Source organism: Sporolactobacillus mangiferae, assembly GCF_023336505.1.
Classification (GTDB): domain Bacteria; phylum Bacillota; class Bacilli; order Bacillales; family Sporolactobacillaceae; genus Sporolactobacillus; species Sporolactobacillus mangiferae.
On the sequence record NZ_JAMAST010000007.1, the window covers coordinates 74819 to 96012 of the forward strand.

Here is a 21194-nt window from a genome sequence, read left to right on the forward strand (position 1 = left end):
AATTCAGAAACATATTTTTAAATTAAATTTAGAAAACCTTAATTGAAACCTATTACTTTTTTTGCTTAATTAATTCGTAATACCCATAGGCGTGTGAACCACTTTTCCGAGCAGCGCGAGCAGTTACATGCTTAGTCACAGTTTTACCCGTATAATAAGTTGTAACAGTGCCAATAGATTTATGTTTATACGGAACAAAAGCAACCCAACCGATATAACCACTAGGAACGTGAAAAGAATATTCACACGCTGTACTTGTTAACTTCTGGAGAGTTATAGACGCCCCGGATTTCACGGCTGATTTTTCTGCTGATGATAATTCAACTCCAAAGGTAACATTAATGGTAGTTTCCCAAATTTTCGAGTAAGAAATCGTTCCTGGTCCCCGTAATCCGTTAGCGACAGTTATAGGGTCACCTGTATAATTTGAAGCAGATGTTTGCTTGTAAAATGAGCCTTGGAATGGTGACTCTAACGGACGAAATTTTCCTATAATTGAATTATTATTATCGTTTGGCGTTCCAAGGCTATCCAAATTTTCTCCATTTTTCGCTTCCTGATATTCACTCTTACTTAACCAATGAATGGAACCATCTTCACTAATCGTAAACGGAGCAACTTCTTCATCGTTGTTGCCTTTATAAAAGGTTGGGGTGTTCTGATCGTCTTGCTCGATTGACTTGACGCTGTTCGAATTAGAAGCAGCTCTAGTAGTTTTTTCCCCAACAAACGAAGAAGTTAACACTAGTGTTAGTACAGTAGCAGTAATAACAAGTTTACTAAACTTAACTCTCATTAATATCTCTCCAATCTATAATAAACGTCAGTGTTTTTCACAAATAAAGGAACGATTTTTTTGTTGCCGTTTAAAGTAATTGATTTTAAGTGTTTCTTATTTTTGCCAAAATAGAGAATGTATCTGTGCTTTTTATCTAGTTTGAAAGTGATTCCAGGCACAACTTCTTGTCCCTCAGAAAGACCAGGTGGATCACTTACAGCCGCTCCAGAACCATTTAACAATGCTGCATATTTTCCTCCCTTCTTTTCTAAAACAATAACGATAAATCCTTCTCCATCCTTTTTGTTTTTAAAATAGACCGGAATTGCTTTTCTGTTATTAATATAGTCTGTTCCTTTTAATAAGATTGAATTACCCGCAGTTTGTTCTTCTACAGCACTTTTTATTGCTGCTTTTTCATTACTAAACCAAATTAAAGGATCATTCTTTGATTCTTGGCCTTTTTCTAAAAATAAAAAGGTTAGTCCACAAACAATAAAAATGGTAAGGATAAGACTCAGAATAATTATCAGTTTTTTGTTTTTCAAACTACGCGCTCCTTTGCTAAATTACATATTTATATATTGATCACCACCATACTTTCTAAGCTTGTAAAAAAGTTAACTCATTAATTTATTTACTTTTCATTATAAAGCCCCAGATAATGATATTAAAACGTATTTTTCTGTGCGTAACCCCGAATTTTTTATGCGGTATCGCGCATGATCACGCACGATACTGTGGTAAAGTGTTGTAGTGATAAAATACAAACTGGGAGCTTAATAGTTTATAGAGAGCGTATAATATTATAAAAAAAGAATTCGAATTTAACAAAGATGCGGGCATGTTTGTTTGTCTGGCAGGACATATGACGATTGGAAAGAAAGTATGAGGGAAGAAAAGAACAGGCCGAAAAAATCCACAGATCAGATATATGTTTGATATCAATAAATGTCAGGTATGCCCAATGCGTGAAGGATGTTATCAAGCCGGGGCAAAATCAAAATCTTATTATGTTGCAATTAAATCCACCGAACATAAGGAACAAAAAGCATTTCAAGAGACAGAACAATTTAAATCTCTGGCCAAAATGCGATATAAAATAGAAGCGAAGAATAGCGAGTTAAAAAATCGACACAGGTATGATACAGCCTCATCTGCAGGTCTGTTTGGTATGAAAATTCAAGGATCGACGGCGATCTCCACGGTCAATCTCAAGCGGATTCTGAAGCTTCTCAATGAAAAAGAATAAAAAAAGAAAGGAAAAAAGGTCCCAAGCTACTCCCAAAAAACGTGAGCTTTTCAGTGGCGTCTCGCACTCCGCTTTGATTCTCGATAAAACACTGGTTTATTGGTTTTCATATAGTTCAAAATGATATACTTTCTTATCTTGTGAAAAAAGAGCCGCGATGAACAGGCCCGCTTATTTCTGCAATCTCACTTTATAAAATAATTTCTACTGAAAAAAATCAGTCCCATTCCAGCAATTCCATTACCTAGATTTTTTTAAGCAATCCCGTAGTTGAAATTTCCATGTAAAATTCACCAACTCGAGGACTTAGTTTAGATTGAACTCTTATTCGTTTAACCGCTATTTGTCGCAGCCCGTCAGCTAAACTCATTAGTTGTCTTTCAAAATCTTTGGCTTTTCCAGTATTATTTTTAAAAGCAATCAACTCGTCGCATTCATCATCTTGTATTTGTTCATCAAAGATAAGATCGTAGACTTTTTCTAAAATTGAATTTTCTTGCTCTTTCCGGCTTAATTTTTTTTTAAACATTATAGAAGAACTTATGTCGAATTGACAAAAAAAGAGAATACGCCGAAGACCGTTTCATCCATCTGCGCTTTTAACATTGTATCCGAAGTGGAAAACGTATTGCATCATCAACATGCTAGACTCAGCAAATTGAGCATCGTCTATCCCATTTTTAAAGATAATAATCTTGTTTTCCCTCAATTAAAGAAAAATTATATGGGAAAACAATACACCCAAGGTGTCCTATACCACGAGATGAAGCAAATTAATAAAAGGTGTTCGTTCCAAAAAAAATTAACTCCGCATAAATTGCGCCACACATTTACATCGCTCGCCGCTGATGCTGGAATACCACTTGATGACATCAGAGCAGTGTTGGGCCACCATGACGATGAATTGACAAGAAAAATATATGAGCATGTAACTAAAACAGACGCAAAAAAAATATCGCACAAGTTCGGTGAATTTATGCGACATGAGCAATAATTTTTTTAAGATGCGGTCAAAATGTGGTCACAACCACTTTTGCAGACACGAGATTCCCTTTATATCAATGATTGTTGGATTCATTAGTAAATTGGCGTATTCTCAGAATTAATACTTTCCAGAAGTCCTTTGATTCTGGCAAGAAATTTTCCGGTGATCAATCCGTCAAGAACTCGATGATCAATCGACATGCACAAATTAACCATATCACGGATCGCAATCATATTGTTTATGACGACCGGGCGTTTAACAATTGATTCGATGGACAGAATGGCCGCTTGCGGATAATTGATGATCGGCTGTGATTGGATCGAACCAAAGGAACCTGTATTATTAACGGTGAAAGTGCCTCCCTGCATGTCTTCTGGCGATAAACGATTTTCCCGAACTTTCGCGGCGAGTTCATCTACAGACAAAGCCAGTCCCTTTATGCTTTGTTCATCAGCATGCTTAATGACCGGTACGTAAAGCGCATCTTCCGCAGCGACGGCAAGGGAAATATTGACCGACCCCTTCTCAATGATTCGGTCACCCGCCCATGTACTGTTTATACGCGGATATTCTTTAAGTGCTGCAACGATTGCTTTGATGAAGAAAGGGAGGTAGGTCAATTTGTGGCCTTCCTTTTTCAAAAAATTATTTTTAAGTTGATTTCTGTAGTTGACCAGATTGGTTACGTCAACTTCAATCATTGTCCAGGCATGTGGAATCTCATGCTTGCTGCGAAGCAGGTTCGATGCTATGGCTCTGCGGACACCCGTAAGCGCGACAATATGGTCGCCGGCTTCATTTTGAGGTGCAGTCGTTCTATTTACCGCAGGTTCCGCGGTTTCGAGTTGCGCCGCCATTGAAAGATGATCTGCAGCCGCTTTTCTGGTAACGGCTTTTTCAGCTGCTTGCGTAGGAATATGGGCAAGATAGCCTTCAACATCCTTGCGTGTAATTCGCCCGTATTTTCCCGAACCCGTTATTTTCTCTAAATCAAGTTGATGTTCCTGTGCCAGCCTTAAAACAGCAGGAGAATAGCGTTTCTTCATAGAGGTGTCGTGATCGGAATGGTTGTCTGCTGCTTGTCCGTCAGCTGTACTTGGTTCCGGTTTCCGAACCACAGACTGCGCTCCTTCAATTTCGATCGAACAAATCGGCTTTCCCACAGGAAGCGTATCGCCTTCATCAGCCAGTAATTCTTTGATCACGCCTGAAAAGGTGGACGGAATTTCCGCATTGACCTTATCGGATGTAACTTCAGCAATGGGATCGTATTTATTTACCGAGTCACCGGCTGCCACCAGCCACTGACTGATTGTTCCTTCGGTGACGCTTTCTCCTAATTGCGGCATTGCCATTTTTTCAACGCTCATAAGTGCATGCTCCTTTTTGATTAAAATTCGGCCAAGTCTCGAATCTCTTTTTCAACTTGTTCCGGCTTTACCATAAAGGCCTGTTCAAGAGGATGCGCGTAAGGCATTGCCGGTACATCGGGAGCAGCAAGTCTTCGGATCGGTGCGTCCAAATCAAACAAGCAGTTTTCCGCGATGATGGCGGCTACTTCGCTGATAACGCTTCCCTCTTTATTGTCCTCAGTCATCAAGAGCACCTTTCCGGTTTTCCTTGCTGCTTCAATAATCGCATCTTTGTCAAGCGGGTATACCGTACGTAAATCCAGCAGATGAACTGAAATACCCTCTTTTTCCAATTTCTCTGCAGCCTGAAGCACATCATGCACCATCAGACCATAGGTGATCACAGTCACATCTCTGCCTTCACGCTTGATATCCGCCTTCCCCAATGGCAGTACATAGTCGTCCTCAGGAACTTCGCCTTTTATTAATCGATATGCACGTTTATGTTCAAAAAAAATGACCGGATCGTTGTCGCGAATGGAGGCCTTAAGTAAACCTTTAACATCATATGGAGTTGAAGGGATCACGATTTTCAGTCCCGGCACATTGGCAAAGATTGCCTCCATAGACTGTGAATGGTACAGCCCTCCGTGTACGCCTCCGCCAAATGGCGCGCGGATCGTTATCGGCACTGTCCATTCATTGTTTGAGCGATAGCGTGTTTTGGCTGCTTCGGATATAATCTGATTGGCAGCTGGCAGCATAAAATCAGAGAACTGCATTTCGGCAACCGGACGCATCCCATACATTGCCGCACCAATTCCGACACCGGCGATTGCAGATTCGGCCAGCGGTGTATCAATCACCCGATTTTCGCCGTATTTCTCGTATAATCCTTTTGTCGCCTGAAAAACACCGCCGCGCTTTCCGACGTCTTCGCCCATGACAAACACATTTTGATCGCGACTCATTTCTTCATCAAGCGCCTGAGTCACGGCTTCAATATACGAAATGACAGCCATATTTCTCCCCCTCAATCCTTATCCTCATACACATATCGGAATACCGTATCTGCTGTGGCAAACGGTGCATGCTCCGCATAGTCCGTTGCTTCATCGATCTCTTTTCTGATCTGCTCTTCCAGCTTTTCTTCAGTTACTTCATCCAAAATTCCAATTGCGCGCAAATAGTCTGCAAAAGTCAGAACACCGTCACGTTTTTTTGCGTCCTCAACCTCTTTTTTTGTTCGATAGGATAAATCGTTATCATCACTCGTATGCGGCATTAATCGATATCCATCGGCTTCAAGCAATGTCGGTCCCTCACCGCGGTGTGCCCGATCTGCCGCTTCTTTGACTGCCGCATAGGCTGCCAGAGGATCATTCCCGTCAAAGGTTTTCCCGGGCATGCCATATCCGGTGGCACGGTCAGAAACATGCGCGCAGGCCAGTTGACGTTTTAAAGAAACCGAAATCGCGTAATGGTTGTTTTCACACAGAAAAATAACCGGGAGCTTAAACACACTGGCAAAATTAGCCGCTTCATGAAAGTCACCCTGGTTCGAAGATCCTTCGCCAAAAGTTACAAAGCTGACAACATCATCACCTTTTAATTTTGCCGCCAGCGCAATACCAACCGCGTGCGGATTTTGCGTTGTAACCGGAGAAGAATGGCTAAGCATGCGCAGCTTGCGGTATCCAAAATGTCCCGGCATTTGGCGGCCTCCGGAATTCGGATCTTCTGCTTTGGCAAAATTATTCAACATCAACTCTTTAACGGTCATTCCCCACGCGAAAACGAAACCGAAATCCCGATAATAGGGAGCCACGTAATCTTTTTTCTGATTCAAGGCAAATGCCGCACCAACTTGCGCCGCTTCCTGTCCCTGACAAGAAACAACAAACGGAATTTTGCCTGCCCGATTTAAAAGCCAAAGACGTTCATCTACTCGTCTTGCTTTCAGCATTTGCGTATACATATTCAGAACATCCTGATCCGACAATCCCAATTCCCGATGCCGATTTTTTACCTGTGTCGTACTACTGCTTTCTCTGATCATATGTGAATCGCTCTCCCGTCTGCCGCCAGTGCGGCTTCTCCAATTATTTCCGACAAAGTCGGATGCGCGTGGATAGCTTCGGATATTTCCCACGGCGTCGCATCCAGCAGTTTCGCAATGGACGCTTCACCAATCAAATCGGTTGCGTGCGGACCGAAAATATGAACGCCTAGCAAATCATTGGTTGTTTTGTCCGCGATCACTTTGGCAAAACCTTCTGATTCACCATAAACAAGTGCTTTGCCAATCGCCGCAAACGGGACTTTGCCTACCTTAACCGCGTGCGATTCTTTCGCCTGATCCTCGGTCATCCCAATCGATGCAATTTCAGGATGCGTGTAAATACAGCGTGGGACAAGGTCTGAATGCAGCGGCTCAACAGGAAGTCCTGCCAGATGCTCAACCGCTTTAATTCCTTCATGTGAAGCGACATGGGCAAGCTGGAGTCCACCGACGACATCACCGATAGCATAAATATGTGCTTCTTTTGTCTGGCCGTAAGCATTGGTTTTGATATATCCGCGTTCTGTTTCAATACTTGTGTTTTCCAGACCAATGTCTTTCGTATTTGGCACCCTTCCAACAGAAACAAGTATTTTTTCTGCAGAAAAAGTACATTGTTCACCGCCGATTTCGGCACGAATGGCTATACCGTCAGAATGTTCCAATGTATCTGGCAATACATTGGCCGATGTAACAATCTTGATTCCCCTTTTCTTTAAGTTACGGGACAGACTTGCTGACAGTGTTTTATCTTCCAATGGAATGATCCGGTCGCTATATTCCAAAATAGTCACATCAGCCCCAAAATCAGCAAGCATTGAAGCCCACTCAACACCAATGACCCCGCCGCCAATAATAAGCACAGACCCCGGGCATGTCTGAAGATCCAGTGCTTCATCAGATGACAGCACATACTCGCCATCAATAGTGAGACCTTTAAGGGAACGCGGCCTTGTTCCGGTTGCAATGATGACATTTTTCGAAGTCAGGATCTCGTTTTCCCGATCATCTGCGAATTCTACAGAGATGGAGCCGGGAAGCGGAGAAAAGATTGACTGTCCAAGCATTCTTCCATATCCTTTATAAACGTCAATGGCTCCTTTTTTCATCAGCTGCTGAATTCCCTGATGCAGACGTTCGATGATCGTGCGCTTTCGTTCTTGAATTTTTTCAAAATGGAGTATGGCTTCGGGCACCTCGATGCCGAATGACGTGCTTTTTTTGATTGCATCGTACACTTCTGCACTTCGTAAAAATGCTTTAGTCGGAATACATCCTTTGTGCAGACAAGTTCCGCCAAGTGCTTCTTTTTCAACGATCGCCGTCTTCAATCCAAGCTGGCTGGCACGAATTGCCGCAACGTACCCACCTGTTCCACCACCTAATAGGACCAGGTCATAATTTTTAGCCATAAAAAGTCACTCCTTATTCTTGCATCGCCTATTTACGTACTCAACCGCGAAAGGTTTCAATCATCATCAGATCAGACTGTTACATGTGCCCGTCACGTTTGGAATTCATTTATCCCAGCTGGGGCAGCAAATGTTGGCACTGAGTTTTGCGGGCAAATCATTCAAGCAGCCGCAAAACATCCAAACGTCAGATTTTCCGCAGACTAAAATGTTTCTGAACATGATCTGTGTCTCTTAGATTATTTTACCCCTGTTATCATTAACTGACAACATCGGAATCGCATTGTATTTCATTTATATATACTGTATATATGGAAGCACAAGTCACCTCTGTAAATAGACACCCCACTCCACATATTCCATAATTATGAATTAGCCTGCTTCGCTGTTAACTTTATGATTACCATTGATCATTTCTGGGAAACTGAATTAGAATGAACATAATTGATGTAACTCATGCTATGATTAAGTCAACTTATTTTCGGAGTGAACAATGTGGAACAGTTTAAATGGGTTTTAGCGATTACTTGGACAGACGGACTTATTGCTTTTGTTATTTTTGGAATCTTTTTTTTGACAAGAGCACTTTTTTCAAGATTCTTTGTAAAAATAGTTGCAGGACTAACAAAATTCAGCAAAACACCGATCGATGATGCACTGATTGGCGCTTTTCGTCGCCCGATTAACTTCATTCTTCTGGTTGCCGGTCTTTATTTTGCACTTATTTATTTGCCGATGCCTCATCAATGGAAGGCATTTCTTTCACTGGTTTTTAAATCTTCCGCTATTTTTTCCATTGGCTGGGGATTTTATATTTTCTCTGATGCGATTGGACTCTTTTTCCAGCACATGGGAGCCCGGTATGATTTTCAATTTAATACGATTGTCATTCCGTTTCTTTCAAAAGTCATGAAATTTATCGTCGCTGTCCTTACAATCGCCATGATTCTTGATCAGTGGAACTATCATGTAACCGGACTTATTACCGGGCTGGGCATTGGTGGGCTTGCTATTGCTATGGCAGCTAAGGATACGTTAAGCAATCTCTTCGGAGGCATTGTTATTATTACCGACGCGCCATTTACAATCGGCGATATCATCCATACCGGGTCCATTGAGGGTGTCGTTGAAGACATTAATTTCCGTTCAACGCGTATTCGGACCGCGGATCTCGCTTTGGTAACTGTTCCAAACTCAACATTGGCGAATGCACCGATCACCAATCTGTCAAAAATGGATAAGCGCCGTATATTCTTTAATCTGCCGATAAGTCTTGCTACAAACAATGAACAGATTCGAAGATGTCTTGAACGCATCCGACAGATGCTGGATGCTGATACTGATGTATTTCAGGAGCGGAAGAATATTTACCTGGATAAAATCGCTTCGGATAATATGAATCTGCTGATCGATTTCTTTCTGAAAACGACTGATTTCGATGATTGGATGAAAACAAAGGAAAAGTACAATTACGCCGTCCTTGAAATTCTCCATGATGAGGGCATTGAATTGGCCATGAACCGTTCATTGATGATTATGCCTGAAACGAAACAGGCAGCATTTTCAAAGCAGAACAATGACATAGAACAAAATCACGGCCAAGGACGCTCACATTCTCACGAATAGGTTGCCAAAGCAGAACTACGCGTGTTCCTACTGAGCAATCGGCGGTTTAGGCGTAGCCATGTCCGCTTTTCCTGCCATGACTGCAACGCCCGCAGCAATGATCATCACTCCTGCAGGAAGTCCGGAACCAAATAGGATCAGGCAATTAAGACTTCCCGCCAGCAGAAAGCAGAGCCCAGAAAGCAACCGCTGTTTTTTAATCACATAATAATAAAGTGCGAATAGCGACATAGAAAAGCAGACAATTCCGGCAATAAAGGCGTGGCATCCGAATGACTGCAGACTGTTTTCCGCCCCATGGGCTGTTACTAAATCTGCGTTCACCTGCAGATGATCAATGAATCTGCTGTCCAGTAATGTTGCGACATAGGTGAATGCACCGAAAATCATTTGGACACACGTCATTGCGATACCAGTTACACTGATCACGCAAGCAAAAATATGTCGAATCATGATTGCAGCACCCTGCTTCCGATTATTGGCCATCATTGACCTAGTTCATCGTATGCTTGGCCAAACAGTATGATGCATTCATCACGATCATTTTTTCAGAAATGGCGCTGTTAAACTTTACTGTTCACAGCTCGGTTGATTTTCAGTAAAATTCTTTAATAACAGGACCATAGAAATAAAAGGTGCCTCACAGTCAAGAAAGACTTTTAAGACACCTTTTTTCGATTCCTATATCCATTTTTACTGACTGTCAGTTATCCATGTCGATAAAGACCCGGGTTCTCACGGGCATTTTCCTGTGCAAGTTGTATCGTTTCCATAATTTTTCTGTGCAGATCCTTCGCATCTTCACCTTCAAGAACGAGTAAAATTTCTTTTGTTTGCACTTCGGACAGATATTTCATCGTTTGTGACAAATTCCGTATTGGAAATATCGATCCATCATTTGAAAAAAAAGCTTTGCAGCGGCATCTTCTGATTGTCTCGAAAAGACGAAACATTCGTTTCAATGTCATACCGCCGGTCATACTTAACGGAATCTTGACGGAAACAATTTGTTTTGCCATGTTCAGAAATCACCTCTTGCTCAATTTCTCCTGGCTCAATTACTGACTACATCTATTATTATATGCTATCCATCTGCTCTTTCGAAAGCAAATAGGTACATCATAAAAATCAGGCGTATCTATTGTACTTTTCAGCTATTACATGCTTTATGATCTGCCCAGAACGCCTTGAGTTCCGATAAAGGGCAAGCTATTTGTCGTTGACGTGCTCGTTCAATGAGCAGAGGATACTTTATCACCAGTCTTGCCATGCTGCAGCTGATACATTTTATAGTATAGACCGCCTTTTTTAAGCAATTCCTGATGTGTGCCGCGTTCAACAATCTCACCCCGATGAAGGACAAGAATTTGATCAGCATCCTGTATCGTAGAAAGCCGATGGGCAATGGCAATGGTTGTACGTCCTCTCCTCATCTTAGACAAAGCTTCCTGAATCGCTTCCTCCGTTTCTGTATCAACACTTGCTGTCGCCTCATCCAAAACAAGAATTTTCGGGTTCTGTGCCATCGTTCGGGCGAATGAAAGAAGCTGGCGTTGCCCACTTGAAAAGGTAGCTCCGCGTTCCCCAACCGGTTCATGATATTGGTGCGGCAATTTATTTATAAATTGATCCGCCTGCACAAATTCGGCAGCTGCTTTGACCTGTTCATCGGTAATCTGATGGTGGCTGAGCCTGATGTTATCTGCAACATTGCCGACAAACATGAATGAATCCTGAAGTACAAGACCAATTCGCCTGCGCAGCTCTTGATCCGAAAAAGCAGTCAGAGGCTCTCCATCAATATAAATTCCACCACGCTCGATCGGATAAAAACGCATCAGCAAATTTATGATCGAACTTTTTCCGCTTCCGGTATGTCCGACCAGTGCAACGGTCTCACCTGGATTGGCCGTAAATGAAATATGCTTCAGCACATCCGTTTGCCCATCATAAGAAAAAGTCACATCCTTGAATTCAATCCTTCCTTCCCTGACTGCTGCATTCAGATTTCCTTCCTGGACAGGCGCAGTTCGATGATCGTCAAGCAGGCCGAACACACGCTCTGCAGACACCATCGCCTGTTGAAAGATGGTCAGTTGCTGCATGATTTGATTGATCGGGTCAAAAAAGCGATCAAGATAGTTGATAAAAGCATAAAGGACACCGATCTTAACCACATGATCAAAGGACTGAATACCAAAAAAACTCAGAATCATCATCAATCCAATTAAATAAACAGAATAGACCGCCGAACGAAGCATCAAACTGTTCAAGCGTACACTTTGAAGCAATGCCATTTTATGCTCACTGTTGATATGTCCAAATTCGTTCCGCAGCCGCTTCTCCTGCCTCATCGCCTGGATCATTGACATACCCTGGAGTGATTCGTTCAATTTTGCATTAAGCTGACTCAGTTTCACACGGGTCACTCGATAAATCTTGGAACTGAGCTTACGGTATACCCACATGAGTACCAATAGAAAAGGCATGAGCAGTAAACAAATAAAAGCCAGCCGCATATCAAGAAAAAACATACCTGTAAAGATGCCAATCATCATGACCGTACTGTTTACAATCGTTGACAGAACGGTTACATACAGATCTTTAATCGTTTCCGTATCATTTGTGATTCTTGAGACCAGACTCCCGCCAGGTGTTTGATCAAAAAAACGGAGGCCAAGGTGCTGTACCTTAGAGAAGACTTCCACACGGATCATTTGAACAATATTCAATGCGATTCTTTGAAAAGAGATGACCTGATAATAGTTAAATAACGCCGATACAGCATATAAACCGATAAAGGCAGCTGCCAGCAGCATAAGTGGTCGCACCGGAAAAAAACGTGGCGTCAGATAATCGTCAATAAAAATTTTCATCACAATCGGCCCGAGAACATCCGCTCCTGTAGCAGTCAGAAGCACAATGAAGGCGATCAACGTTTTTTTCTTGAAAAATTTTAGATAAGAGAGTAACCGCCAGATGACTTGCCGTCCCGAATGAGATTCCTGGTTCAGTTCTTCGTTCACGCTTTTCCGCCTCCTTCTGAAACGAGCGATTCCAGTTGCTGGTGCGCATACATCTCCGCATACCAGCCTTTTTTCTTAAGCAACTGCTCGTGCGTACCGCGTTCAGCAATTTGCCCTGCTTCAAGTACAATGATCAGATCCGCGTGTTCCACCGCGCTCAGGCGATGTGCGGAAATCAAGGTCGTTTTATTTTTCCGCTCCGTCTTTAACGCCTGAAGAATCGCGACTTCAGTCCGCGCATCAACTGCCGACAGAGAATCGTCAAAAATCAGCAGTTCGGGATCTGCGAGAAGTGCACGTGCAATGGAAATACGCTGTTTCTGACCTCCGGACAAAGTGACACCGCGTTCGCCGACAATCGTGCCGTATCCTTCTTTAAAGCGAAGAATATCTTCATGAATACTTGCAAGCTTCGCAACACGCTCCACCTCTTCCTGTGATGCCTCCGGTTTGGCAAAAGCAATATTTTCCGCAATCGTCGCCGAAAACAGAATATGATCCTGAGGGACATAGCCAATGGCACTTCTCAGCGCGTTCAGCGTAACGTCACGGATCGATGTTCCACCGATTTTTATCTGCCCATCTTTCAGATCAAATTCACGAAGCAAAAGTCGCAGCAGCGTTGTTTTTCCTGCTCCGGTCTTACCGACAATTCCCAAAGTCTGCCCCTGCGCCACAGTAAAGTTGATCTCAGATAAAACACTCGCCTGACTGCCTGGATATTGAAAATGATGAATCGAGTAATCAAGAGATCCGCTTGGTACCTGATCGGATGCATTGGGCTGGTCAACAATTTCAGGTTTAATGGCAAGCAACCTGCGAATACGGTCATAGGAGGCACTTCCGCGCTCAACAATATTAAACAAAAAACCGAATGCAAGCATCGGCCAGATGAGCTGCCCCAGGTACAGGGTAAAACTCGTTAAACTGCCGATTGTCATCGATCCATGAACCACATAGGTCGCACCAAAAATAAGTGCCAGAAAATAACAGATTGCAACAATAAACGTAATCGTCGGATCAAAAAGTGAATCAATCTTCGCGACCGCAATATTCTTCTGAACAACATCCTTGGAAGCATTTCTGAATAATTTTATTTGCGCTTCTTCCTCACCAAATGCTTTGATCACACGCACTCCGGAAATATTTTCCTGAACTTTGTCATTTAGATCCGAAAAAGCGGCCTGTGCCTTGCTGAAACGTTTATGAAGCAGATTCCCATAATACATAGTCAGAACAGCCATAATCGGCATCGGCAGCAGTGTGATTAAAGTTAATTTCCAATTAATGAACACCGACATGGTGACAATAACCATGCCGCCCATCGTCACGGAATCAATCAGCGTCAGAATACCTTCCCCAGCTGCAACCTGTACCGCGTTGACATCATTAGTTGAATGAGCCATCAAATCGCCGATCCGTCTTTTTTGAAAGAAGTTTGGCGATAGCCTGGTAAAGTGTTTATAAAGACTCTTTCTCAACTGATACGCGAGAATGATTGATGAGCCGAATATGCATTGACGCCAGATATAGCCAGTGAAGTAATAAATAATTCCGATAAATATCAAGAACAGAATCCACATTCCCAGTCCATACGGGGTTAAGCTTCTCGTTCGGATTGAGTCGACGAGAACGCCGACAACATAGGGAGGAATCATCGATAAAAAACTGGAGAGCATAAGGAATAAAATTCCGAATCCATATTTTAATCGTTCTTGTTTAAAAAACCACCACAAATCAATAAAAATGTGCATGCATACACTCTCCCTCTCTCTTTTCAGCAAAACCGCGGACGAACGCAAAACCATAGATACTATGACCCTAAATTTATATACTTTATATGGATATTAGAAAACTTAGCTTTGCCAAGCCTTTGACACGGGCGAAGTCACCGCCTGCGCTTATACGATAATCCGCTGAATTTTAAACTTTCTCATAGTATAAAAAACTGCGGGAGAAGAGTGAGCACTCTTCTCCCGCAGCCTGATGAACAATAAACCGAAAAAGACGGTTTGAAAATCAAGTACGCCGAAGATAAAAAGTGAGCGCCACAACAGCATCAATAAAATGAACAATCAGTTTACGAATTGCACTTCCCGTATTCTGTGTCCCTTTCATGACGCTCACCTCCATCCATTTCAAATCATGTAGCCATTATATAATTATTTCCAGGTTAAGTAAACCCTGGGCCAAAAAATAAAAGGCTGTCCCATTTTAGAACAACCCTTGATACATTGCTTATACATTTTAATTAATCGTGATTTCTTTCCGATTATTTTTGCTTCCCTCTTTCTTAGGAAGCATAATTTCCAAAACACCGTCTTTATATGAAGCTGAAATGCTATCTTCCTGAACATTATCAAACATAAATCTGCGCGTATAGGCACCGGAAGCACGCTCTTTACGAATGTAGCTTCCATCCTCCGCTTTTTCACTGGATTCCTGATTACGTGACGCATCAACAGTAAGCACGCCGTTGTCAAAATCAATTCGAATGCTGTCTTTACTGAATCCAGGCAGATCCATTTTCACATCATATGCGTCTTCACGTTCCTGAACATCAGCAGCAAGTGGCTGCAGTCCGCCATTGTGAAAGAAGTTATGCCCCCATTCGTCAAACCAGGAAGGCAGGAAATCAAAAAATCCATCGCGATCTCTTTTTGCCGGATATAAATTTGCCATCGTACATTCCTCCTCTAGAAGTTGAAGCTGTCTACAAACTAATTTCTCCTTAAAATGAATGATTATACTCAAGCCACCTAATCATTACATCATTCATCGCTTCCTTGATCTTCATTGGGATGACGGATTTGGCTTTCATCTTTGCCTAACCCTTGCATCCTTATTATAACAATATGGTCAATAAAGGTCAAACAAATGATTGATCTTTGTTAACCTTTTATTCACCTGAAATACAAGCCAAATTCCGTTATAATGTAAATCAGTGACACCTAAAGCATTCTTAAAGCAGCGTTCACCCACACAGATGGTATATGTAACTACAGAAAGGAAACCTTTTCATATGTCAAAATCACTCGTTCTGGCTGAAAAGCCGAGCGTTGCACGCGAAATCGCGCGCGTGCTTGGCTGTAAAGAGATAAATCGTAACTACATTGAGGGAAAAGACTACATCGTCACTTGGGCGCTCGGCCATCTGATTGAGCTTAAGCTACCTGAGGAGTACGATAATAAATACAAAACATGGCGGCTTGAAGATCTTCCAATTATCCCACAGAAAATGGAAACCAGACCCATTAAAAAAACCCGTACGCAGTTTCAGGCTATTGCACGGCTTGCAAAGCGAACAGACCTCGGCGAATTAATTATTGCTACGGATGCGGGACGCGAAGGGGAGCTGGTAGCCCGCTGGATTATTGAAAAAATCAACTGGCGAAAGCCGATTAAAAGACTGTGGATCTCTTCGCAGACTGATCGCGCCATTCGGACCGGGTTTGACAAGCTCCGCCCCGCCAGTGCCTATGATAAACTCTATCAATCCGCTGTCTGTCGCTCAGAAGCCGACTGGCTGATTGGTCTGAACATATCACGCGCGCTGACTACCAAATATAACGATTCATTATCCGCGGGACGCGTTCAGACACCAACACTGAGTATGCTGATGAAGCGTGAGCAGGCCATTCAATCGTTCACGCCCCGGCCCTACTGGCAGATTTTTCTCGACTATAATGGGCACCGTGCCTTGTGGCAGCGCGGTGATCAGACAAAGATCATGAACTATGAAGAAACCGAAGCCATCAAGAAAAAAATATCTGGAAAGAATGCAATCGTTCGATCTGTTATTATGAAAGAAAAAAACGAAAGGCAGCCACTTCCTTACGATTTAACCGAGCTGCAGCGGGACGCGAACCGGCGATTCGGATTTTCAGCCAAGAAAACATTAAATGTACTTCAAAACCTGTATGAACATTATAAAATTGTCACCTATCCAAGAACAGACTCCCGTTACCTGACCCAGGATCTCGCATCCACTATGCCGGAACGACTGCACGCGATCTCCTCTGTCTACGGCGAAGAGACACGTTCGATTATTCATAAGCATCACGGCAGACTTGCTGCTTCATTTGTCTATAATGACAAAAGAGTTAACGATCATCACGCACTCATCCCAACAGAGGAACCCGTTTATATAAATGATCTGTCTGAGGATGAACGTCGAATTTATGATTTGATTGTGCGCAGATTTCTTGCGCTTTTTTACCCAGAAAGTAAAAGTCGATTGATACGGGCAGAAATAGACGTGCAGGGGGAACGCTTCATTATCAATGAAGAAAACGAAATGTTCCCGGGTTTTAAATCGGTATTACGTGCAGAAGCAGCACGGAACGAACATGCCCCGCTGAAGCTGGCAAGTAAGCAGGAACTTGGCTCCCTCCCGATCCAGATTGAAGAAAAGATGACAGAGCCACCTGCCCGCTTTACAGAAGCTGATCTTCTGACCAAAATGGAGAAGTATGGACTGGGTACGCCGGCAACACGTGCGGATATTATTGAGAAACTTTTGCAGGCAGAAACGGTTGAACGGGTTCATGGACACTTAAGACTAACCGAAAAGGGAAAACAATTAATCGAGCTTGTCAGCGATGACCTCAGATCTCCGGAACTGACTGCTGAATGGGAAAAGCAGTTGGAAGATATTGCAAGAGGAGAGGGCGATCCTAAGCAATTTATGACGAAGATACGCAAACAGACTCAGGCGCTTGTCCGCGATGTTAAAAACAGCAGTCAAAACTACAAAATCCACAACTTGACTGAAACAAAGTGCCCGGAGTGCGGTTCCCCAATGAAAGAAGTTCGGGATCGAGACGGAGGGCGCGTGCTTGTCTGCATTAACCGTTCCTGTGGGTTCCGAAGGCGAAAAGATCCAAAGCTGTCAAACAGGCGATGTCCGACATGCCACAAAAAAATGGAAATACACAAAGGAAAAGCAGGAATGTATTTTCAGTGTCGCTTTTGTGGAATTGTTGAAAAAGCAGATAAAAAAAGCAGTACGGCAGATAAAAAAGAAACTCGAAGGCTGCTGAATAAACTAAACAAAAAAAGCGAACCAGTAAGAAACAGTTTAGCAGACGCTTTAAAAGCGGCTTTAAAAGAAAAAAAAGAGTAAGAAGGAAAACGGGCCTCCGTTTTTCTTCTTACTCTTTTTATGGTGTTTTATTCAGGAAGAAAGTGCGCGCATACGGCGGACACATTGTTTCAGATCCGGTATATATTCGAACACAATCTCAGCCAGAGCCTGATAGCCTTTTGCTGTCGGATGAAGGCCATCCTCATTAATCAGTTCAACGAAACTTCCTTTCTTTTTAAAAGCAGTACGGATGTCAATGAGCTTCACATCGCGTTCTCTGCATAGCTTCTTTAATGCGCGATTGTACATTCCGTGCCAATGTTCGATACCGCCGCATAAACCGATCCAATGGCCGATTGAATGACTATAGTGCTCTATAAGCGAGCGATAATACCTTGCCGGATCAAGAGGAAGCAGGCTCAGAACCACAGGAAGTGCGCCTGATGATGAGATCTTGCGAATCATCAGCGATATATTCGTCAAATAACGTTCCAGCGAAACAATCGGTACATGCTCCGAATCCGGAAGCTTAGCCACCTGATCCCAATGAAAGTTACAATCATTGCCACCAATATTGATGAGCACGAGATCAGGATGTTCATCAAGGACATCATGATCAAGCCGTTTTACAAGAAGATCCGAATTGTCATTAAATACGCCTTTATTAATCACTTCGTCATCATTGCCCAATGCTTTTTGCAGCAGTGCAGGATAGTTTTCACGAATGATTCTGAAGCGACCGTGCACAAAAATAATTCCCCGTGTCACACTGTCTCCAAAACAAATAACTTTCATTTTGTAGTTCACCCCTCAATTAACCGAATGGAAACAAGTCTGAACCTTTTATTTCTTTCCATACTAACAAATTGACAGGCATTTTTACAGCTACTTTGAGAAAAATTTCCCTTTATGTGCCAAAATCACACCAGAACGCCTTTTATGCCGGAAAAACTGAATTTTTTCATAGATTTGAAACAACACTTCCGAAAAAATTAACCCCATTGCAATGGAGCCGGATAATACAAACACTTTCTCTGCAAAGTAGATCGCTACTTCGTAATTGTTACCGACTGCCCCGCTCATCACAGAATAGGTCAGCCCCCCAGGTACAAGTGGGATGATTCCTGCTACACTGTATAAGATAACCGGGTTTTTGCACACTCTGGCAAAAATCTGGCTCATGATTGCAATGATGAATGAAGCGGCAAATGTTGCCGTGAAATCATTGCCAGTGGATTGAAACAGAAAAAAGTAAATGATCCAGGCAATCATTCCAATTAAACCGCCGTGAAGCAGAGGCTTAAATGGGATATTAAAGATAATACCAAAAGCACAGGTTGCCAGATAGCTTGTAATTGATTGAACGGATATAACCAGCAATAAATGCATGTTCCTCACCTCAGTCAAGAACAAGTGCAGCGGTCACACCAATGCCGACAGCAAATGCAGTCAGCATGGCCTCCGCGCTTTTTGACAGGCCTGAGACTAGATCCCCCGCCATAATATCACGTATTGCATTCGTGATGGGAACGCCGGGTACAAGCGGCATCACTGCACCAATAATGATTTTATTAATCTCAAAGCCGATTCCAATTTTAACACTGGCAAGTGCAATCAAACCGATGACGATTGATGACATAAATTCAGAAAAGAATTTCACTTTAACCAATTTATGAAAATAAATCATGCCTCCCTGACCTGCTCCCCCGGCGATAAAAGCAGGAAGTAAATCCTGCCACTTCCCTAAAAACATTAATAAAAAACAACTGCTGGCAATCGCCGCCGCCAAAATCTGCAACCAATCCGGATAAGCTGTGGTTGAGCGATCAATATGAACAAGCAGCCTTTGCAGCTCAGTCAAGTTCACTTCACCCTGTGCAACCTTTCTCGATAATGTATTTACCTGTGTCACTTTCCGTAAATTCGTTCCACGCTCACTAATGCGTATTAACTGTGTGACATCATGATTTTCAATTGAAAAAATGATGCCGGTCGGTGTCACAAAACTCTGCGCATCATGAACCGCATAACTGTTTGCAATGCGATTCATCGTATCTTCAACGCGAAATGTTTCGGCGCCGTTTTGCAGCAAAATTTTCCCTGCAAGAACACAAACCGCCGCCACCTCATGGACAAATCCTTCTGTGCCGTCTTTCTTTTGAAATTTTTCCAGAAAACCATTCATTTTTTACGTCTCTCTCTCATTTTTGGTATGCTCATTATAATATGTGCATTCAGTGATAACAAGACTTTCACATTGTTTTAAAAGATGAAAATGTCAAAGCAAAAAAAGCATGATATAATTAATTGATGTAAAAGTCACTGCTTCGTCATTCAATGCCGCTTGACGCAAGTTATATGAGTAAAATGGCTTTATCACGTCGATACTTCTCATGTGTACCTGTCATTGAAAAAACAATCAGCTGTCTGTTCTTTCAATGTACTCCATGAATGATCTGTTATCGTATGTGTAAAATTTGAGAGGAGTGTTTCACACTAATGATCAAACTCGTATTGATCAGGCACGGTCAAAGTGCTTGGAACCTTGAAAATCGTTTTACCGGTTGGACAGATGTGGACCTTACAGAAAAAGGCGAGCAGGAAGCAACAGAAGCGGGAGAAATTCTTAAGAAAAACGGCTATACTTTTGATCTGGCCTATACTTCTGTATTAACTCGTGCTAACCATACACTCTGGAACGTACTTCACGCACTGAACCTGACCTGGATTCCTGTTGAACATTCATGGCGCCTGAATGAACGCCACTATGGTGCACTGCAGGGACTCAACAAAGCAAAAACGGCAGAAAAATATGGTGCTGAACAGGTACATATCTGGAGACGTTCCGCAGATGTTAAACCGCCAGCACTTGCAAAAGATGATGAGCGCTATCTTGCGCAATTAAAAGATCCAAGATACGCGAACCTTCCTGAATCGGAACAGCCATTGACGGAAGATCTGCTGGATACGGTTGATCGCGTTCTTGTTTACTGGAATAATGAAATCGCCCCAAAAATTAAAGAAGGCAGAAAAGTAATTATTGCCGCTCATGGCAATTCGCTGCGCGCACTCGTGAAACATTTGGACAACGTTGATGCAGACACAATCGTCGGATTGAACATTCCGACTGGCACTCCGCTTGTTTATGAACTTGATGATAATCTCAAGCCACTCAACCGTTACTATTTAACTGCTGACGGCCCAAGCGACAAAGAAGTACTTCCTTCTGCAGAAACAAAATAAACATTGTCCTGAAGAAACACTCCGATCGGAGTGTTTTTTTATTATAAGAAAGTTTAAAATTCAGCGGATTATCGTATAAGTGCAACGGCGGCAAGCGAGCAACTGAAGCGCCGATTCAGTACCGTAAAAACACGAACCCATGACATGTGGCTGGAGATTGTGGACCGGGCATGGCCGGTTTTTCTTAACAGGTAAAGATGATATCCAATCAGGCAATGGCTCAGCATCAAACTGAGGATGTGTGCTTTGCGGGACTCACGTACCATTGAAACCCCTCAGATTCCTGTCTGCCCGCCGGAGCGCTCGCAGCGGTGCTGCAAACAACGGATACAGATTGACATTTATAGGTGAAGAAGGAACTTTCTCTAAGAT

Annotated in this window: 19 protein-coding genes and 1 pseudogene; 5 read left to right on the top strand and 15 right to left on the bottom strand. The window is 42.7% G+C overall.

Annotation, left to right across the window (positions count from 1 at the left end; translation table 11 throughout):
* Positions 1-52: 52 nt before the first annotated feature.
* Complete coding sequence (locus M3N64_RS08045; protein WP_249100797.1) at positions 53-796, bottom strand: hypothetical protein; 744 nt, start codon at positions 794-796, stop codon at positions 53-55.
* Positions 796-1326 carry a hypothetical protein gene (locus tag M3N64_RS08050; RefSeq protein ID WP_249100800.1) on the bottom strand — a complete coding sequence of 177 codons (531 nt, stop codon included), beginning with the start codon at positions 1324-1326 and terminating at the stop codon, positions 796-798. Before M3N64_RS08050 ends, M3N64_RS08045 begins: the two co-directional genes overlap by 1 nt.
* Positions 1327-1595: 269 nt before the next feature.
* On the opposite strand from M3N64_RS08050, the pseudogene M3N64_RS08055 reads away from it, so the two are divergent.
* Positions 1596-2030: pseudogene (locus M3N64_RS08055) on the top strand (transposase); the annotation flags it as partial.
* Between the two features lie 244 nt (positions 2031-2274).
* Here M3N64_RS08055 and M3N64_RS08060 read toward each other — a convergent pair.
* A complete protein-coding gene (locus M3N64_RS08060; protein ID WP_249100804.1) occupies positions 2275-2559 on the bottom strand; it encodes a bacteriocin immunity family protein in 285 nt (94 codons plus the stop codon).
* A gap of 21 nt (positions 2560-2580) precedes the next feature.
* Here M3N64_RS08060 and M3N64_RS08065 point away from each other — a divergent pair, with 21 nt between their 5' ends.
* The gene (locus M3N64_RS08065; protein ID WP_249100807.1) at positions 2581-3024 is read left to right on the top strand and encodes a tyrosine-type recombinase/integrase; all 444 of its coding nucleotides are present in this window, start codon (positions 2581-2583) and stop codon (positions 3022-3024) included.
* An 83-nt stretch (positions 3025-3107) separates the two neighbouring features.
* Here the strand turns inward: M3N64_RS08065 and M3N64_RS08070 are convergent, their stop codons facing one another.
* The 4 genes from M3N64_RS08070 to lpdA are packed head-to-tail and all read right to left on the bottom strand — an operon-like array spanning position 3108 to position 7841.
* Entirely contained in the window at positions 3108-4385 is a 1278-nt protein-coding gene (locus tag M3N64_RS08070) for a dihydrolipoamide acetyltransferase family protein (RefSeq protein WP_249100811.1), read from the bottom strand.
* A 20-nt stretch (positions 4386-4405) separates the two neighbouring features.
* Positions 4406-5389, bottom strand: coding sequence for an alpha-ketoacid dehydrogenase subunit beta (locus M3N64_RS08075; protein ID WP_249100814.1), 984 nt, complete (start codon positions 5387-5389; stop codon positions 4406-4408).
* Positions 5390-5400: 11 nt separating this feature from the next.
* On the bottom strand, positions 5401-6426 hold the full coding sequence (locus M3N64_RS08080) for a thiamine pyrophosphate-dependent dehydrogenase E1 component subunit alpha (protein WP_249100818.1): 1026 nt from the start codon (positions 6424-6426) through the stop codon (positions 5401-5403).
* Positions 6423-7841 (bottom strand): dihydrolipoyl dehydrogenase, encoded by a 1419-nt coding sequence (gene lpdA, locus M3N64_RS08085; protein WP_249100821.1) that lies wholly within the window; start codon positions 7839-7841, stop codon positions 6423-6425. Before lpdA ends, M3N64_RS08080 begins: the two co-directional genes overlap by 4 nt.
* A 495-nt stretch (positions 7842-8336) precedes the next feature.
* Here lpdA and M3N64_RS14195 point away from each other — a divergent pair, with 495 nt between their 5' ends.
* Positions 8337-9467: a mechanosensitive ion channel family protein gene (locus M3N64_RS14195; protein WP_249100823.1), complete on the top strand. Its 1131-nt coding sequence runs from the start codon at positions 8337-8339 to the stop codon at positions 9465-9467.
* A gap of 27 nt (positions 9468-9494) precedes the next feature.
* Here the strand turns inward: M3N64_RS14195 and M3N64_RS08095 are convergent, their stop codons facing one another.
* The 5 genes from M3N64_RS08095 to M3N64_RS08115 form a co-directional block, all read right to left on the bottom strand.
* On the bottom strand, positions 9495-9920 hold the full coding sequence (locus M3N64_RS08095) for a hypothetical protein (RefSeq protein WP_249100826.1): 426 nt from the start codon (positions 9918-9920) through the stop codon (positions 9495-9497).
* Positions 9921-10174: 254 nt separating this feature from the next.
* Complete coding sequence (locus M3N64_RS08100) at positions 10175-10486, bottom strand: hypothetical protein (protein ID WP_249100829.1); 312 nt, start codon at positions 10484-10486, stop codon at positions 10175-10177.
* Positions 10487-10699: 213 nt separating this feature from the next.
* Positions 10700-12493, bottom strand: coding sequence for an ABC transporter ATP-binding protein (locus M3N64_RS08105; protein ID WP_249100833.1), 1794 nt, complete (start codon positions 12491-12493; stop codon positions 10700-10702).
* Positions 12490-14247 carry an ABC transporter transmembrane domain-containing protein gene (locus tag M3N64_RS08110; RefSeq protein WP_249100836.1) on the bottom strand — a complete coding sequence of 586 codons (1758 nt, stop codon included), beginning with the start codon at positions 14245-14247 and terminating at the stop codon, positions 12490-12492. Before M3N64_RS08110 ends, M3N64_RS08105 begins: the two co-directional genes overlap by 4 nt.
* A gap of 493 nt (positions 14248-14740) precedes the next feature.
* Complete coding sequence (locus M3N64_RS08115; RefSeq protein WP_249100838.1) at positions 14741-15175, bottom strand: Hsp20/alpha crystallin family protein; 435 nt, start codon at positions 15173-15175, stop codon at positions 14741-14743.
* Positions 15176-15515: 340 nt separating this feature from the next.
* On the opposite strand from M3N64_RS08115, the gene M3N64_RS08120 reads away from it, so the two are divergent.
* Positions 15516-17618, top strand: coding sequence for a DNA topoisomerase III (locus M3N64_RS08120; RefSeq protein ID WP_249100841.1), 2103 nt, complete (start codon positions 15516-15518; stop codon positions 17616-17618).
* Positions 17619-17669: 51 nt separating this feature from the next.
* On the opposite strand, the gene M3N64_RS08125 is transcribed toward M3N64_RS08120, so the two are convergent.
* From M3N64_RS08125 to M3N64_RS08135, 3 genes are all read right to left on the bottom strand, one after another.
* Positions 17670-18374, bottom strand: a complete 705-nt coding sequence (locus M3N64_RS08125) for an SGNH/GDSL hydrolase family protein (RefSeq protein WP_249100846.1) — start codon at positions 18372-18374, stop codon at positions 17670-17672.
* A gap of 90 nt (positions 18375-18464) precedes the next feature.
* Entirely contained in the window at positions 18465-18968 is a 504-nt protein-coding gene (locus tag M3N64_RS08130; RefSeq protein ID WP_249100849.1) for a threonine/serine exporter family protein, read from the bottom strand.
* A gap of 10 nt (positions 18969-18978) precedes the next feature.
* A complete protein-coding gene (locus M3N64_RS08135; RefSeq protein ID WP_249100852.1) occupies positions 18979-19764 on the bottom strand; it encodes a threonine/serine exporter family protein in 786 nt (261 codons plus the stop codon).
* A gap of 314 nt (positions 19765-20078) precedes the next feature.
* Between M3N64_RS08135 and gpmA the strand changes: the two genes are divergently transcribed.
* Complete coding sequence (gene gpmA, locus M3N64_RS08140) at positions 20079-20822, top strand: 2,3-diphosphoglycerate-dependent phosphoglycerate mutase (protein WP_249100855.1); 744 nt, start codon at positions 20079-20081, stop codon at positions 20820-20822.
* The last annotated feature ends 372 nt before the right edge of the window (positions 20823-21194 follow it).

Bases quoted from the DNA above. Each gene is read 5' to 3' on its own strand.
- M3N64_RS08100 (WP_249100829.1), bottom strand. From the start codon at position 10,486: ATGGCAAAACAAATTGTTTCCGTCAAGATTCCGTTAAGTATGACCGGC.
- M3N64_RS08130 (WP_249100849.1), bottom strand. From the start codon at position 18,968: ATGCATTTATTGCTGGTTATATCCGTTCAATCAATTACAAGCTATCTG.
- M3N64_RS08095 (WP_249100826.1), bottom strand. From the start codon at position 9,920: ATGATTCGACATATTTTTGCTTGCGTGATCAGTGTAACTGGTATCGCA.
- M3N64_RS08110 (WP_249100836.1), bottom strand. From the start codon at position 14,247: ATGCACATTTTTATTGATTTGTGGTGGTTTTTTAAACAAGAACGATTA.
- M3N64_RS08115 (WP_249100838.1), bottom strand. From the start codon at position 15,175: ATGGCAAATTTATATCCGGCAAAAAGAGATCGCGATGGATTTTTTGAT.
- M3N64_RS08080 (WP_249100818.1), bottom strand. From the start codon at position 6,426: ATGATCAGAGAAAGCAGTAGTACGACACAGGTAAAAAATCGGCATCGG.
- M3N64_RS08125 (WP_249100846.1), bottom strand. From the start codon at position 18,374: ATGAAAGTTATTTGTTTTGGAGACAGTGTGACACGGGGAATTATTTTT.
- gpmA (WP_249100855.1), top strand. From the start codon at position 20,079: ATGATCAAACTCGTATTGATCAGGCACGGTCAAAGTGCTTGGAACCTT.
- M3N64_RS08135 (WP_249100852.1), bottom strand. From the start codon at position 19,764: ATGAATGGTTTTCTGGAAAAATTTCAAAAGAAAGACGGCACAGAAGGA.
- lpdA (WP_249100821.1), bottom strand. From the start codon at position 7,841: ATGGCTAAAAATTATGACCTGGTCCTATTAGGTGGTGGAACAGGTGGG.
- M3N64_RS08045 (WP_249100797.1), bottom strand. From the start codon at position 796: ATGAGAGTTAAGTTTAGTAAACTTGTTATTACTGCTACTGTACTAACA.
- M3N64_RS08120 (WP_249100841.1), top strand. From the start codon at position 15,516: ATGTCAAAATCACTCGTTCTGGCTGAAAAGCCGAGCGTTGCACGCGAA.
- M3N64_RS08075 (WP_249100814.1), bottom strand. From the start codon at position 5,389: ATGGCTGTCATTTCGTATATTGAAGCCGTGACTCAGGCGCTTGATGAA.
- M3N64_RS08060 (WP_249100804.1), bottom strand. From the start codon at position 2,559: ATGTTTAAAAAAAAATTAAGCCGGAAAGAGCAAGAAAATTCAATTTTA.
- M3N64_RS08070 (WP_249100811.1), bottom strand. From the start codon at position 4,385: ATGAGCGTTGAAAAAATGGCAATGCCGCAATTAGGAGAAAGCGTCACC.